Annotated in this window: 12 protein-coding genes; 9 read left to right on the top strand and 3 right to left on the bottom strand. The window is 68.9% G+C overall.

The window, feature by feature from the left end; genetic code table 11:
- The first annotated feature begins 46 nt into the window (after window positions 1-46).
- Together asnB and OG509_RS02530 are read left to right on the top strand one after the other, a co-directional pair.
- Window positions 47-1900, top strand: coding sequence for an asparagine synthase (glutamine-hydrolyzing) (gene asnB / locus OG509_RS02535; RefSeq protein WP_406179697.1), 1854 nt, complete (start codon window positions 47-49; stop codon window positions 1898-1900).
- Between the two features lie 32 nt (window positions 1901-1932).
- Window positions 1933-2625, top strand: coding sequence for a DsbA family protein (locus OG509_RS02530; RefSeq protein ID WP_406179696.1), 693 nt, complete (start codon window positions 1933-1935; stop codon window positions 2623-2625).
- A gap of 36 nt (window positions 2626-2661) precedes the next feature.
- On the opposite strand, the gene OG509_RS02525 is transcribed toward OG509_RS02530, so the two are convergent.
- Window positions 2662-3162 carry a hypothetical protein gene (locus OG509_RS02525; RefSeq protein ID WP_406179694.1) on the bottom strand — a complete coding sequence of 167 codons (501 nt, stop codon included), beginning with the start codon at window positions 3160-3162 and terminating at the stop codon, window positions 2662-2664.
- Window positions 3163-3537: 375 nt separating this feature from the next.
- On the opposite strand from OG509_RS02525, the gene OG509_RS02520 reads away from it, so the two are divergent.
- Entirely contained in the window at window positions 3538-5103 is a 1566-nt protein-coding gene (locus tag OG509_RS02520) for an AMP-binding protein (RefSeq protein ID WP_406179692.1), read from the top strand.
- Between the two features lie 42 nt (window positions 5104-5145).
- Here the strand turns inward: OG509_RS02520 and OG509_RS02515 are convergent, their stop codons facing one another.
- Both OG509_RS02515 and OG509_RS02510 read right to left on the bottom strand, forming a co-directional pair.
- A complete protein-coding gene (locus tag OG509_RS02515; protein ID WP_406179691.1) occupies window positions 5146-6144 on the bottom strand; it encodes an endonuclease/exonuclease/phosphatase family protein in 999 nt (332 codons plus the stop codon).
- A 78-nt stretch (window positions 6145-6222) separates the two neighbouring features.
- Window positions 6223-7296, bottom strand: a complete 1074-nt coding sequence (locus OG509_RS02510) for a M14 family metallopeptidase (protein WP_406179690.1) — start codon at window positions 7294-7296, stop codon at window positions 6223-6225.
- 14 nt (window positions 7297-7310) lie between these two features.
- Here OG509_RS02510 and OG509_RS02505 point away from each other — a divergent pair, with 14 nt between their 5' ends.
- From OG509_RS02505 to OG509_RS02480, 6 genes are all read left to right on the top strand, one after another.
- Window positions 7311-8543, top strand: a complete 1233-nt coding sequence (locus OG509_RS02505; RefSeq protein ID WP_406179688.1) for a chitinase — start codon at window positions 7311-7313, stop codon at window positions 8541-8543.
- A gap of 134 nt (window positions 8544-8677) precedes the next feature.
- Window positions 8678-9220, top strand: a complete 543-nt coding sequence (locus OG509_RS02500) for a GNAT family N-acetyltransferase (RefSeq protein ID WP_406179686.1) — start codon at window positions 8678-8680, stop codon at window positions 9218-9220.
- A gap of 495 nt (window positions 9221-9715) precedes the next feature.
- Window positions 9716-10252: a hypothetical protein gene (locus OG509_RS02495; protein ID WP_406179684.1), complete on the top strand. Its 537-nt coding sequence runs from the start codon at window positions 9716-9718 to the stop codon at window positions 10250-10252.
- Window positions 10253-10495: 243 nt separating this feature from the next.
- A complete protein-coding gene (locus OG509_RS02490; RefSeq protein ID WP_406179682.1) occupies window positions 10496-11071 on the top strand; it encodes an NADPH-dependent FMN reductase in 576 nt (191 codons plus the stop codon).
- Window positions 11072-11637: 566 nt separating this feature from the next.
- Window positions 11638-13536 carry a PQQ-binding-like beta-propeller repeat protein gene (locus tag OG509_RS02485; RefSeq protein WP_406179681.1) on the top strand — a complete coding sequence of 633 codons (1899 nt, stop codon included), beginning with the start codon at window positions 11638-11640 and terminating at the stop codon, window positions 13534-13536.
- Window positions 13533-14816 (top strand): MFS transporter, encoded by a 1284-nt coding sequence (locus OG509_RS02480; protein ID WP_406179679.1) that lies wholly within the window; start codon window positions 13533-13535, stop codon window positions 14814-14816. The genes OG509_RS02485 and OG509_RS02480 overlap by 4 nt, the downstream gene beginning before the upstream one ends.
- Window positions 14817-14818 lie beyond the last annotated feature (2 nt).

The following is a 14818-nucleotide window of genomic DNA, read 5'->3' as shown; positions in this document are numbered from 1 at the left end:
CTGGTCGCCTGCTCATCTCCCCTTTGTCGAGAGGAACCGATCACCTATGTGCGGCCTTGCCGGATGGGTCAGCTTTCAGCGCGATCTGACGGCGCACTCGGAAATCGCGTCGGCCATGACGTGCACCCTGGAGTGCCGCGGCCCGGATGCGGGTGGGCTGTGGACCTCGCCCCGCGCGATCCTCGGGCACCGCCGCTTGGCGATCATCGACCTGGAGGGCGGCCGGCAGCCCATGGCCGCCGTCGAGAACGACGACACGCAGCCGGTCATCACCTACACCGGCGAGGTGTACAACTTCCGGGAGCTGCGCGAGGAACTGCGCGGACTCGGCCACGAGTTCCGTACGTCCAGCGACACCGAGGTCGTCCTGCGCTCCTACCTGGAGTGGGGCGCCGGCTTCGCGGAGCGCCTCAACGGCATCTACGCCTTCGCGATCTGGGACCCGCGTACCGAGGAACTGCTCCTCGTCCGCGACCGGATGGGCGTCAAGCCGCTCTACTACTACCCGACCGCCGACGGCGTGCTCTTCGGCTCCGAGCCGAAGGCGATCCTGGCCCACCAGGACGCCGAGGCCGTGGTCGACCCCGAGGGGCTGAAGGAGATCTTCAGCATCGTCAAGACCCCCGGGCACGCGGTCTTCCGCGGTATGCACGAGGTCGTCCCCGCCACGACCGTGCGCTTCACCCGCGAGGGGCAGAGCAGCACGAGGTACTGGGAGCTCAAGGCCACGCCGCACACCGACGACCTCGACACGACGATCGCCAACGTCCGGGATCTGCTCGAAGACATCGTGGAGCGCCAGCTCGTCGCGGACGTCACCGTCGGCACGCTGCTCTCCGGAGGCCTCGACTCCAGCGCGGTGACCGCCCTCGCCGCCAAGGCCCTCGCCAAGCAGGGTGTCGAACAGCCCATCCGCGCCTTCTCCGTGGACTTCACCGGTCACGACAACCGCTTCGAAACCAACATGCAGTGGGCCGACCCGGACACCCCGTTCGCGGTCGAGGTCGCGAAGCGCGTCGGCGCCGAGCACATCATCGTCGAGCTCGACAACGAGGACATCCTCGACCCCGAGGTGCGCAGTACCGTCCTGCGCGCCCAGGACCTGCCGGTCTCCACGGGCGACATGGAGTTCTCGCTGCTCATCCTGTGCCGTGCGCTGAAGGAGCGGATGACCGTAGCGCTCTCAGGTGAGGCGGCGGACGAACTCTTCGGCGGCTACACCTGGTTCCACGACAAGGAAGCCGTCGAGCTGGACAACTTCCCCTGGCACCACCCCTTCGAGAAGCTCGGCGGCATCGGCGCGCTGCGCGACGTAGGCCTGTGGGACCGGCTCGGGCTCACCGAGTACGTGAAGGACCGCTACACCCAGGCCCTGGAGGAAGTGCCCCGGCTGGAGGGGGAGACGGGCTTCGAGGAGCGGATGCGCGAGCGGACTTACCTCAACCTCACCCGCTGGGAGAACTTCCTGCTGGACCGCAAGGACCGCATGAGCATGGCGGCGAGCCTGGAGGTGCGGGTTCCCTTCACCGACCACCGCCTCGTCGAGTACGTCTACAACACCCCGTGGGCGATGAAGAGCTTCGACGGCCGGGAGAAGAGCCTGCTGCGCGCGGCGATGCGCGGAGTCCTGCCCGACTCGGTGCTCGACCGCAAGAAGAACCCGTACCCCTCCACCCAGGACCGCAAGTACGAGATCGCCCTGCGCGAGAAGGTCGAAGGCATCCTCGTCGAGGGCGCCCCGGTGCTCCGGCTGGTCTCGGAGGCGGACATCCGCAAGCTGCTCGACCGGCCGGTCGGCTCCTACGCCGTCGGCGGCCCGTGGAGCGCCCGCGCCGTGCTGGAGCGGCTCATCGAGTTCAACACCTGGGTCACCGAGTACGACGTCCGCGTCGAGCTCTGACCGATGTGTGCCCCCACCCAGGAGGATCTGACATGGTGACTGAAACGAACATCCCGACGGTGACCGTCTGGTCGGACGTCGGCTGCCCCTGGGCGACCCTCGCCCTGCACACGCTGCGCGCCGCGGCCCGGCGCCGTTCCCTGCCGCTGCTCATCGACCACCTGGCCTTCCCGCTGGAGCTGTTCAACCGGGAGCCCACCCCCAAGTTCATCGTGGACCCGGAGATCATGACGATCGCCGCCCGTCTGCCCGAGCTCGGCTGGCGGATGTGGGACGGCCCGGCGCACACCTACCCGGTGACGACCCTGCCGGCCCTCGAAGCGATCCAGGCCGCGAAGGACCCCGCGATAGGCGGGCTGCGGGGCAGCGACGAGCTGGACGAGGGACTGCGCCGGGCGTTCTACGCCGACAGCAGGTGCATCAGCGTCCACGCGGTGATCCTCGACATCGCCGAGCAGTGCGAGCACGTCGACGCGAAGGCGCTGGCGCAGGCGCTGGCCCGGGGCGACGGGCGTGCCGAGGTCTACGCGCAGTGGCGGACCGCCGAAGGGCCGCAGATCCAGGGCAGCCCGCACCTCTTCGCCGCGGGCGGCTACGCCTCGCACAACCCCGGCGCCACGTTCACGTGGACGGGCTCCCCCTACGAGGGCGGCCTGCCGCGCCTGGACGACTACAGCACCGCCTGGGCTGACGAACTGCTCGACACGATTCACCGAGAGGACTAGAGAGGGAAGCGCCGGCTCGGGTGATCCGAACCCGTGTCAGGCTCCCGGTCGGACCGGGCCGATGACGGTGCCGGGGGCCACCTCGAAGCGGCCCTCGGCAACGGAGGTGCCCGGAATCTCGCCGTCCGGGGCGCGGAGGGTGAACGACGCCTCGTCCGCGGGGGTGCCGTGGCCCTGGTCGGGCACCTGGATGTCGAAGTGGACGGGCCGGCCCGGCCCGAAGGTCACGCCGGTGGTCTGGTCGCCATACCGGCCGACCGTGACGTCCAGCGTCGTTCCGAGGTGTGCGAAGACGACGTCGGTCGGGGATCCGGCCAGCCTGCACGCCGCGTACCCCTTCGGCGCGGTCAGTGTGACGCGGAAGTGGATGTGCCCGGAACTGGCCTGGTCCTGCGTGATCTTCGCGAGGTGGTTGGCCGGCCGACAGGCCGATGGGGCCCCGAGGCCGCCCGGTGTTGCCGCCCGCGCGGTGCCCGCGCTCGCGACGGCCGCCAGAGCGGCGGCGACGACGATGGCGGACGTACGGTTCGCTCGCATGCGGGGCTCCCTTGCCTTGCCCGACCGGTCCGCAAGCCACTCCCGCGGAACCACGGATCGCCAGGATTCCTGCCCGACACTCCTCAGCGCTAATGTCCCGAAACATCAGCGGAAAACCAGTTTTGTTCCCTAATGGATGCATGCCGTCCGTCAGATGCGGGGACGGTCTCAGCGGGTGAGTTCGGCCATCATCGGCAACGGGTCGGCCCGCCGGCCTGCGCGGCCGCGGCCCGTTCCACGCCCGTCAGGCCCTTACGGTGCAGCTCCGCGGGCGGGGGTACGGACGTTGGCTGGATGTCGGCGTCCGGCTTGGGCGTGTGGATCATCGGCCGTTACCCTCCCCTAGTTGCTCAAGTCAACCAATAGGGATCGGGTATGGACGACACCACCGCACACTTCCGCAGCCACGTGGAAGAGATTCTTGACGCCCTGGAGAAGGAACCGGGCCGTGAGGCCCTGGTGCACCGGGGCCGGCGCGTGAGCGCGGGTGAATTGCGCGGCCTCGTCTACGGCATGGCCCGTGCGCTGCGGTCCCAGGGGGTGACGCGCGGTCAGACAGTCACCCTCCTCTCCGGCAACATTCCCGAGACGATCGCGGCCCGCTACGCCGCCGGGCTGCTCGGCTGCGCCGTGAACCACCTCTACGCCGGCCTTTCGGCCGACGTGCACGCCGACATCCTCCGGGACGTCGAGACCCGGACGCTGATGGTCGACCCCGCCTACGGGGCGCGCGCCGCAGACCTGGCCCAGCGGGTCCCGCTGGAACGGGTGCTGGTCCTCGGTGCAGGCGCTGGCGCAGAGGTGGGCCCCGGCGCGGGCCTGGACCTGGTGGAGCTCGCTGCCGAGGAGTCCGCGCAAGTCCTGACCGGTTCGGCCCAGCCACAGGACATCTGCACCATCCGTCACACCGGTGGGACCACCGGTCACCCCAAGGCCATCTGCACGACCTTCGAGCAGTGCGCGTCGATCGGACCGGACTGGTCCGAGGAGGGGGAGGTCAGGGCCCTGGTGTGCACCACTCTTGCGCATGCTGCGGGCCTCGTGGCGGACACCACGCTGCGCCGCGGCGGCACCGTCGTCCTGCTGGACGAGTTCGAAGCCGGTGCAGTGCTCGCCGCCATCGAGCGCGAGCGCATCTCCCACATGTTCCTGCTGCCGCCGCTCCTCTACCAGTTGATGGACCACCCCGATGTCGACCGCACCGACACCTCCAGCCTGCGCATGCTCACGTACGGGGGCTGCGCCTCCTCCCCGACCCGACTCGCGGCGGCGGTCCGCCGCTTCGGCCCCGTACTGAACCAGTTCTACGGCCAGAACGAAGCGGGCGGGATCAGCATGCTCTCCCCCCAGGACCACGATCCGCGCCGCCCGGAGCTGCTGCGGACCGCCGGGAAGGCCATGGAAGGTGTCGAGGTCGCCACCCGCGGTCCCGACGGACGACACCTGCCCGCGGGCGAGTACGGCGAGATCTGCGTACGTTCCCCGCACGTGATGAAGGGCTACTGGAAGCAGCCCGAACTCACCGCGGAGGTACTGCGCGACGGCTGGCTCCACACCGGTGACATCGGGTTCGTCGACTCGGACGGCTACATCACGATCGTGGACCGGCTGAAGGACATGATCGTGGTGGTGGGAGGCCACGTGTACACGGCGGAACTGGAAGACGTGCTGAACTCCCATCCACAGGTCCTGCAGAGCGCAGTGCTCGGAGTCCCCGACGCCAACCTCATGGAGCAGGTCCACGCGGTCGTCGTCCGCAGGCCGGGCGGCGACGTCGGCGAGGAAGAGCTGCGGGCCATGGTGCGGGAGCGGAAGGGTGCCATGTACGAGCCCGCAAGCATCGACTTCGTCGACGCACTGCCCCTGACCGACGCGGGCAAGCCCGACAAGAAGCTGCTGCGCGGCCGGGCCCTTGCGGCGACCGGATCTCACCGACCGTAGACGACCGCGCAGGACCCGGCGGAGCCGAACGGATTCCAGGACTCAGTCGAATTCGAAGGTGGCGACGACGGGGGCGTGGTCGGATTCGGGGAATTTGTCGTCGGTGGCGAAGGCGAGGGAGTCGTCGTGGAGGAGCTCGTTGTGGATCTCCGAGCCGCGGTAGTGGGCGAGGAGGTTGCGGGTGACGAGCATGTGGTCGAGCATCTGGCCGCGACCGTGGTGGAAGAGGGTGTAGCGGGCATCGCCCGGGATGGTGCGTTCGATGGGGACCAGGACCTTCGGGGCGAGTTCGCCGTTGTTGGTGTCCTCGATGTTGCCGCAGATCGCCAGGACCGGGACCTCCTCCGGCTCGGCGTTGAAGTCGCCGGCGACGATGATCCGCGCGTCGGGGTCGTCCTTGAGGATCTGGTCGACCAGGCGCCGCACTTCCAGGGCCTGGCTCATGCGCTTCATGGATGACAGGAAGCTGCCTTCGGCCCAGGCGTCGGCGCTGCGCCAGTTGCCCTTCTTGGGCTCGATCACCTGACCGGGGATCTCACTCGGGATCTTGGACTTCAGGTGCACGGTGATGACGTGCAGCACGCGGCCGGGTGCTGCGTGATCGGTGTCGATCTGAGCGTGCAGGACGGGGCGTTCGATCCCGATCGCGATCGGCTGCGTGTCGGGGGGCAGCGCGGTGAGCCGCTGGTAGTGGGGCTCGGCGACGAGCTCGTTCTTCAGCTGCTCGTGTTTGATGACCGGCAGGTGGGTGGCGATGACCAGGTTGCGGACGTCGAAGACCGCGTCGTCTTCGGGTTTCGTGCTCACCAGCTCGGCCCCGTCGAGATTGGTCCCCGTGAGCAGCTCCTTGAGGGCCAGCAGCGCACGCGGCTGGCCGGGGCGCTCTTGCCCGTGGACTTCCTGGAAGCAAGCGATGTCGGCCCGAAGCCGCCTGATCTGCGGCTTCATCAGCCGGATGCGCTCGTCCAGTGTCGGGTGGTCGGTCGGTGCGGTCTCGTCGAAATTCTCAAGGTTGAACGTGGAAATCCGGATCTGTGTCATGGGTGCCCCCAAGGCTTGACTTGGCGGGATTGTGAAACGCATCGAAAGTGATGCACACGCATGCCCTCAACAGGTGTCCTACGCGGCAGCGGTCAGGCAGAACTGCACGAGGCCGGCGTCGACATCGAGGACGATCTTCTTCATCTCCGCCCACGGTGGGTGGAAGGCCGTTCCCCACTCGATCGTGAAGGCGAGGATCTTCTCCTCCTCCTGGCCCGAGAGGATGTGGCGGGCGTAGGTGTAGTCGTCGCTCGTTCCACACGTCGGGTACAGGTCGAAGGCGGGCTCAGGGGTGTACTCCGTGCCGCGTACGCCCTTCAGGGCCTCGCAGAACCGCTCGGCGAGCACGGCGGAGTCGTCGGCGTCGCCCTCGTCGATGAACTCGGCGTAGAGCAGCCCGTCCTTCAGGCCGCGCTTGCCGTCGAAGAGGGGGTTGCGGAAGTTCTTGGCCGGGTCGACGGACTGGTTCTGGTCGTCGCCCCACACGTAGAGCATCTTCTGGGTGTAGCTGTGGACGTCGATGAACCAACGGGTGCGGATGAACCGGTCCAGCAACCAGCGCACGTTGCGGGTCTCCACCTCCGAGAAGGGCTCAGGGCCCTGGTAGACCTGGTCGGGGTCGGCCGGGTCGTCCGACACCCGCACGGGGGCGAGCGGGTGGAAGGCGGTCCGGTAGTCGAAGAGGTGGTCGTAGTTGCGGTTGACGTCGACGCCGACCGCCGCCGGATTGCCGCCGGACCGGGCCGGATTGCGGTTGCGCCGCCACATGGGATCTACGGTCTGGCTGTAGTGCCGGCCGTCCGGGTTGACGAGCGGGAAGACGACGACGTCGAGCTCCTGCATGAGCGTGCGCACCTGGGCGGAGGTGAAGCTCGTACCGCCGTACGCGAGGCCCGTACCGCCGGCGTGTGCGTGCAACAGGTCGGCAGCGAGGTTGACCAGGATTTCGCTGCTGCCCCACTCGCGGGCGTGTGCGCCGCCGATCAGGACGACGGCGGGCTTCGGCTCCAGGCGGTGGGTGCCGATGCGCAGCGCGTGGCAGGTCCGGCCCTCGAAGGTCGGCTCGGGCAGCTCGATCAGGTCGGCCGTCGGGAACGCGGCGGCCAGGCTGGTCACGCCGGACTCGACTTCGGTGATGTTCAGGTACGGCATGGCGTCCCTCCTGGATGCCTGGTAGATGCCTCCTAGCCGGCACCACGTCCACGTGGACGCCGGACAGCCCGTCGTACAGCCGGCTCAGCGTCGCATTCACCACCGGGCCGAGCACCACCTCGGTCACCGTCTACCTGCACGGCTGGTACGGGCAGCCCGCGTACTACGCGGACGACGTGTCGCTCAGCGGCCCCGGCGGCACGGACCCCACGCCGACCACCGCCCCACCGACCAGCCCACCGACCACCGCCCCACCGACCACCGCCCCACCGACCACCACCCCGCCGGGTGACACCTGTCCCACGAAGCCCAGGCCGTCAGGCAAGGTCCTGCAGGGCTACTGGGAGAACTGGGACGGCGCCTCCAACGGCGTCCACCCCGGCATGGGCTGGGTCCCCATCACGGACAGCCGGATCGCCGCGCACGGCTACAACGTCATCAATGCCGCCTTCCCGGTGATCCTCTCGGACGGCACCGTCCTGTGGCAGGACGGCATGGATGCCAGCGTCAAGGTCTCGACCCCCGCCGAGATGTGCCAGGCCAAGGCGGCCGGGGCGACGCTCTTGATGTCGATCGGCGGCGCCGCCGCCGGCATCGACCTGAGCTCAAGTACCGTCGCCGACAGGTTCGTGGCGACTGTGATCCCGATCCTCAAGAAGTACAACTTCGACGGCATCGACATCGACATCGAGACCGGCCTGTCCGGAAGCGGCGACATCAACACGCTGTCCCCCTCCCAGTCCAACCTGATCCGCATCATCGACGGCGTCCTCGCGCAGATGCCGGCCGGCTTCGGCCTCACCATGGCCCCCGAAACCGCGTACGTCACCGGTGGAAGCGTCACCTACGGGTCGATCTGGGGCGCCTACCTGCCGGTCATCAAGAAGTACGCCGACAACGGCCGCCTGTGGTGGCTGAACATGCAGTACTACAACGGCAGCATGTACGGCTGCTCCGGCGACTCCTACCAGGCAGGCACGGTCCAGGGCTTCACCGTGCAGACCACGTGCCTGAACAACGGCCTGACCATCCAGGGCACCACCATCAAGGTGCCCTACGACAAGCAGGTGCCCGGCCTGCCCGCCCAGCCCGGCGCGGGCGGCGGCTACATGGCTCCGAACCTGGTCAGCCAGTCCTGGAACGCCTTCGCCGGGTCGTTGAAGGGGCTCATGACCTGGTCGGTCAACTGGGACGGCTCAAAGGGCTGGACCTTCGGCGACAACGTCAAGACCCTGCAGGGCCGTTGACGTCCCGCTGACTCGGCCCCACCGCCCTACCGGGGCTCAGGGGCTCAGTGGCTCAGGGGTTTGGGTATCTGCGGAGCCGAAGACTCCGCAGATACCCTGGTCAGTCGTCAACAGACCACGGAGGCCACCCCGCCATGAGCAGCACCACGTCGTCCTTCCCCGACCGCATCGAACTCACCGGGGAGGGCCTCATCCTGCGCGACTGGACGGAAGCGGACCTGACCGCCATGCCCGCGCTGTTCGACGACCCCGACGTCGCGTACTGGACGCCCATCGTCTCGCCCTTCGACGGAGCGGCCGCCCGCGCACGGCTGGAACGGGACCGGCAGATGCGGGCCGAGGGCACGGTCGTCCTGCTCGCCATCACCGTCGACGGCCACGCACCGCTCGGCGAGGTGATGCTGCGGCGCGCTCCCGAGGGTACGGAGCTCGGCTACGCGGTCGGACCGGCTCACCGCGGCCGGGGACTGGCTGCACGGGCAGTGCGGGTGATGGCCGCGTATGCCTTCGAGGAGCTGGGCGTGGACCAGGTGATCCTTGAGCTGGAGGCCGAGAACGCCGCCAGCGTCGCGGTCGCCGTGAAGGCGGGCTTCAGCCTGCTCGGCGTCCCGTTGATCGAGGGCGAGGAGAAGGGACGGCCCTACACCTTGCAGACGTGGGCCCTGAACCGCCCCTGATATCCATCCCCCTCTTGACGGCGCGGATCTCCACCCCCTGTCTCCACCCTTGGGTCCAGGCGCCGCGTGCCTGCTCACAGCAGGCTTGAGGGCATGACCACGACCACATGGATCACCGACATCGCCCTCATCCCGATCGTCTTCCGGCAGCTGCGCGAAGGGCCACTGACCCCGAAGTCCTACCTGCTCCCGCTCGGGATCGTGACCTTCGTGGGATTCAGCGTGGACCACCGGATCACCGGCGCTTCTCCGCCCGGATGTGGATCGTGCCCGGGCAGGTGGAGGTGCGCGAGGACGGCGGGTCGCTCTACATCCTCAAGGCGCTGCTCGACGTGAAGACGAAGTCGGACCACGTCGACGACCCGTACTCCCAGCCGTGCAAGACCGATCCGGCCACCGATGCCCGCAACGAGGAGCTGGAGCGCACCCTCGTGCTGCCCGAGGTGGTGAAGGCTGTCAACACCGCGCCGGTGCGCACCCCTGCGCCGCGCGTTCATGGCGCGCATCATCGCGCAGTGGGTCCGCGAGCGGCACCAGCAGGGGCACAGGACCTCGTTCGACAAGATCATCGACTCCAGGAACCTGGGCCCGGCCCGGCTGGACGACAACTGGCGCCCGAAGCGGGTCTTCGACGACTACGTCCGCTCGTACCGTGACAAGGAGTTCGACATCACGCGGGAGACCACCGACGGCGGCGGCCGGCGCGTCACCCGGTACGTCTACGGCGGGGCAGACCTCACGAACGTCCAACTGACCACCGTGGGCGCGGCCGAAGTGCATCAGCGGTACCCGCAGGTCGCTCAGGCAGTGCAGGGCTCCGCCGGCAAGCCGGTCACCACGGCTGACGGTGCGATCTGGCTGGGTGGCTCCGTCCAGGCGCCGAAGCAGGGCGTCTGGGACGGGCTCAAGGACGACGCCACCAGGCTGACGGGTGGGGGTGGGAACGGCCCGTGGCTGGCGGTTCTCCTGCTCGCCCTGGGGGGCGTCCTGTTCGGCTTCCGGACCCGACGCGGCGGCCGCAGCGCCGGGTGAAGCGGGCCTGGCTGCGCGGAAAGCCGCGCCCAGGCTCGTCGTGACAGCGCGAGGGCCCCGAGCGCGAGCCGATATCTGAGCCGCACCGGTGGGAATGCCAGATTCCGGGACCGGTTCGGCTCCGACTTGATTCAGCCTGAAATACGAGTTCTCGCCATTGAACTCCAGACGGCAATCTCATTCCTACGAGGAAGGCCAACCGCCAAGGAGACGGAGGGTCGCTGATCGGTAGGGAGTCGGGGTATGGCCAGAATCGTTCTCGTGTCGGGGAGTTTGCGCCGGCAGTCGGTGAACACTGCTGCTCTCGCCACCATCCGCAGCATTCTCGACCGGCGTGACGGCGAATTCCACACGTCGGAGATCAGGGTCGCCGATCTTCCCCATTACAACGAGGATCTGGACGTGGGCCCCGGGCCGGCAGCGGTGAGTGCCGCACGCGAGCTGCTCATCGCATCCGATGCCGCGATCATCAGCACACCCTCCTACAACGGTGCCATGACAGGGGCGTTGAAGAACGCCCTCGACTGGCTCTCCCGGCCATGGAAGGCGAGTTCGCTCTCCGGTAAACCCGTCGCGCTCCTCACTGCTTCCCCGGGGACATACGGCGGCGTCGATGCGCAGCCCGACACGCGCAGGGTCCTCGAAAGGTGCGGCGCCGTACTGATCGACCATGCGCGGGTGGCCGTCGGCAACGCCGAATTCCTGGTCGGCCGCGACGGGACCATCACCGACCCCTCGGTGGTGGCGGAGCTCGAAGGCCTCGTCGACGCCGCCGTCGCCGCGGTACGCGCTCACCAGCGAGTCCCTGTCGCGGCCTAGATCCCCAGGCTCCCTCGGACACACCCACAGACATGCCCGTCGAGACGGCGGTCTCCAGCCGGGCACGGCCATTTTCCACCCGCAGAAGGAGGTGATTTCCATGAAGAAGAATGTCGTCCGTCGCGTCGTCAACAACAGGATCTGAGCCCTTCCGGGCCGGATCGGTCGCTTCCGCCGGCGTATTCGCGAAGGCGGTGGCTTCCGTGAACAAGGTAGCCCGCCGCGTGACCCGTAACAAGATCTGAGCCGCGTCCTCCGGGGCCGCCGGATCATTCCCGGTATCGCGCAGTGAGGGAGGTGACTTCCATGGCCAAGGGCATCGTGCGTCGGGTCATCCGCAACGAGATATGAGCCCCCGGGGCCGGATCACTTCCGGTATCTCACCCGTAGAGGGAGGTGATTCCCATGGAGAAGATCATTCGTCGTGTCGTCCGCCACGACATCTGATGCGGAAGCCGCATCTCGGCTGAGGGGTGAACCCCTCGGGCACTTGTCTCCCGGGGAAAGCGATCGGCTTTCCCCGGGGGCTGTCCCATTGAACCCATTTACCAACAGGGGGTATTCCCATGGCGAACCTGGAGCGCCTTACCCGTATCGTGAACAGTCCCGGCCGGGGCCTCCTGGGCGCGGATGCCCGTGGTGGTCTGCACTGGCTCGACCGCGATCTCAACGTGCTGAGTTCGTCCAATTCCTCCGCCCCGTCGCAGGACCCCGCCGGCGACCCCGTCTACGCCGTCACCTTCGTCGACGACTGGATCATCACGCGCGACAAGACGGGCACGATCTCCCGCTGGCACGCCGACACCCTGCGGCTCTCCGACCGCCTCGACGCCGCCGCGACCGCCGACACCTCGCTGCTCCTCGAAGGCGAGCAGCCCGCCCCCACCATGCTCCGTGGCATCGGCGTCTGGGACGGCAAGCTCTACACGAACAACGGGTACTTCCAGGTGGTCGTCATCGACCTGGAGACCTTCACCATCGAGCGGATCACCGAATGGCCGCACGGCTACGACATGCTCGAATGGTTCTGCACCGACGCCCCCGGGGTGCACGCCGTCTCCGACCGGTCAGGCCGCATCCACCTCGGCTCGCTGCCGGAACTCTCCTTCCCGACGGTCGTCCAGGTCGACACCTCCAACGTCCACCGGGTCGTCTACGACGCCCGGCACAACCGCCTGTGGGCCCTCGGCGACGCGGGACTGGGGGAGACCCACAACATCAAGAACGGCGTGATCACGGTCGGTCTCGACGGCACCGTCGGCGAGCGCTTCGACTACGCGCGCAACGACGTCGAAGGCCTCGTCTTCTCGCCCGACTTCACCTCCGTCTACACCGGCGGCTTCGACGGCGAGCTGCTGATCTTCGACAACACCGAGCCCGAGCTGCGCGTGGCCAAGCGGGTCGGCGGCTTCAGCCACCAGATCATCGACATCACCGTCGACGAGTACGGCGACGTCTACACTCTCACCCAGGACGGTGAGGTGACCGCGCTGACGGCGGACGGCACCGTACGCGCCCGGCTCGGCTACGAGCGCCAGTGCGTGTGGGACCTCCAGCCCGTTCCGGGCGACGACCGCGCCCTGCTGGCCGCGACCGACGACGGCACCGCCCTGCTGCGCCTGGTCGAGCAGGTCCCGGGCCACCCGGCGCTCGTCCTGGCCGGACAGGAGTTCTCGGGCCTCGGCTTCACCCGCCGCCTCGTCACCCTCGACGGCGGCTGGGCGGGAGTCTTCTGGCCGGGGACCGTACGCCGCGTCTCCGGCGCGGGCCAGCTGCTGTGGGAGCGGAAGATGCCCGCCATCTCGCACACGCTCAGCCGGTCCCCCGACGGCAGCCGGCTGCTCGTCGCCTGCAACGCCGGCGCGATCGAGCTCGACGCCGCGACCGGTGAGGAGCTGTCCCGGATCGACGACCTGCCCGCCAGCGCCTGGGCGAGCGCCTACCTGGAGGACGGCAGCCGGCTCATCGCCACCCGCAACGGGGTGATGGCCGCCTACTCCGCCGAGGGCGAGGCCACCTGGACCACCGAACTCGGCAGCTACCCCAAGCGCCTCCTCGTCGACGGCCACCGGGTACGCGCCACCGGTGGCGGCGGCATCAAGGAGTTCGAGGTCGGACAGCCCCGACTCGCGCAGCGTTTCACCGAGCTGCTCGACAACACCGGCGAGAACTGCGTCGTGGCCGACGGCATCCTCGTCGCGATCACGTACGGTCTCCAGGTCGCGGCGTACGACCACGAATCCGGTGAACTCCTCGGGCTCCACGAGGATCTGCCCGACTTCCCCAAGGGCATCGCCCTGCTGCGCGGCCAGGACGGCACCACGTACGTCGTCATCGGCGGCCGCGGTGGATTCCTCCGGCTCTACCGGCTGGACCGCGACCGCAAGGACAGCGTCCTGACCGCCGTGCGCGACCTGTGGCTCCCCACCTCCACCGGCGACTACCCGAACGCCGGCGCACGATGAGCTCTCCCGCGGCCACCACGCCCGAGGCCGGCTCCGCCTCCGGCTCGGACTCGGTGGTGGAGCCCTCACCCTTCCAGAACCCGCGGTTCACGGTGTTCGCCGCGGGAAACGCGATCAACAACATCGGCGAGGCGATGTACGCCACGGCCCTGCCGTTGCTCGCCTACCGGCTGACCGGCTCGCTCGCCATCATGACGCTGCTGGCCGCCGCGGTCCCCGTCGGCATGCTCCTCGCGCCGTCCCTGGGCTGGGTGGCCGACCGCTGGGGGCCGCGGGCCCTGGTCGTACCGGGTCTGCTGCTCCAGGCCGCCGCGGCCCTGGTCATGAACCTCGTCCTGCACGCGGGCACGCCCACCCCGGCCTCGCTCTTCGTCTGCGCGCTGCTCGTCGCGATCGGCGGAGCCGCGTACCGGACGGGCTGGATGACCGGAGTGCCGGGGATGTTCCCCGACTGCCCGGTGCGTGCGCGAGGGACGCTGAACAGCCTCTTCTTCGCCGCCACCCTCATCGGCCCCGTGGTCTTCTCCCTCTGCCTGCCCTTCATGGGCTACGAGGGTCTGCTGTGGCTCAACCTGGCCACCTTCTTCGCGCCGGTCGCGGTCTGGGCGATGGGGGTGCACCCGCCCCGCGTTCACCCGGGCGTGCCGGGCGCGGGCCGCAACTGGAAGCTCTCCGAGGGCTGGAAGGCGATCGTCGCCGACCGCCGCGTCCTCGACATGCTCATCGTGCAGGTGGTGCTCGCCATCACCTGCGGTGCGGGCTTCGAAGCCCTGGTCGTCTACTCGCTGGGCCACACCTGGCTCCTCTCCGACCGCGCCGTGAGCACCGTCATCACCGTGATGAACGCGTGCATGCTCGCCGGCAACCTGCTCGTCGCCCAGCGCAAGCGGATCCGCCCGTGGATCTCCCTGACGCTGGGAATGACGGCCTGCGGCCTGTCGCTGCTGCTGCTGGCCGTGCCGTGGTGGCCGGTGTTCCTCGCGGCCGTCGCGCTCGGCGCGCTCGGCGAGGGCGCCGTCCTCAGCACCGTCGTGATGATGCGGGTCAAGTACCTGCCCGGCCCGGTGCTGGGGCGCGCCTCGGGGCTGATGTGGCTCATCACCGGCGGCGCCGCGCTGCTCTCGCCCGCCGTCACCCCGTCACTGACCGAGGCCGTCGGAGCACGGGGGACGTTCCTCGTGCTGGGCCTCGGCGCATGCTCCGCCCTCTGGTACCTGAGGCGCGGCCGGAAGGGCTGGGTCCGGCCGTCCGCGCCGGGCGCCTCCGAATCGAACGTCTAGGA

It is taken from the genome of Streptomyces sp. NBC_01006, assembly GCF_045162725.1.
Lineage (GTDB): Bacteria > Actinomycetota > Actinomycetes > Streptomycetales > Streptomycetaceae > Streptomyces.
This window is presented reverse-complemented; position numbering and strand designations above follow the sequence as displayed.

Excerpts from the sequence above, each read along its gene's own strand:
- OG509_RS02500 (WP_406179686.1), top strand. The coding sequence starts at position 8,678 with ATGAGCAGCACCACGTCGTCCTTCCCCGACCGCATCGAACTCACCGGG.
- OG509_RS02510 (WP_406179690.1), bottom strand. The coding sequence starts at position 7,296 with ATGCCGTACCTGAACATCACCGAAGTCGAGTCCGGCGTGACCAGCCTG.
- OG509_RS02505 (WP_406179688.1), top strand. The coding sequence starts at position 7,311 with ATGCCTGGTAGATGCCTCCTAGCCGGCACCACGTCCACGTGGACGCCG.
- OG509_RS02520 (WP_406179692.1), top strand. The coding sequence starts at position 3,538 with ATGGACGACACCACCGCACACTTCCGCAGCCACGTGGAAGAGATTCTT.
- OG509_RS02495 (WP_406179684.1), top strand. The coding sequence starts at position 9,716 with ATGGCGCGCATCATCGCGCAGTGGGTCCGCGAGCGGCACCAGCAGGGG.
- OG509_RS02525 (WP_406179694.1), bottom strand. The coding sequence starts at position 3,162 with ATGCGAGCGAACCGTACGTCCGCCATCGTCGTCGCCGCCGCTCTGGCG.
- OG509_RS02480 (WP_406179679.1), top strand. The coding sequence starts at position 13,533 with ATGAGCTCTCCCGCGGCCACCACGCCCGAGGCCGGCTCCGCCTCCGGC.
- OG509_RS02515 (WP_406179691.1), bottom strand. The coding sequence starts at position 6,144 with ATGACACAGATCCGGATTTCCACGTTCAACCTTGAGAATTTCGACGAG.
- OG509_RS02490 (WP_406179682.1), top strand. The coding sequence starts at position 10,496 with ATGGCCAGAATCGTTCTCGTGTCGGGGAGTTTGCGCCGGCAGTCGGTG.
- asnB (WP_406179697.1), top strand. The coding sequence starts at position 47 with ATGTGCGGCCTTGCCGGATGGGTCAGCTTTCAGCGCGATCTGACGGCG.
- OG509_RS02485 (WP_406179681.1), top strand. The coding sequence starts at position 11,638 with ATGGCGAACCTGGAGCGCCTTACCCGTATCGTGAACAGTCCCGGCCGG.
- OG509_RS02530 (WP_406179696.1), top strand. The coding sequence starts at position 1,933 with ATGGTGACTGAAACGAACATCCCGACGGTGACCGTCTGGTCGGACGTC.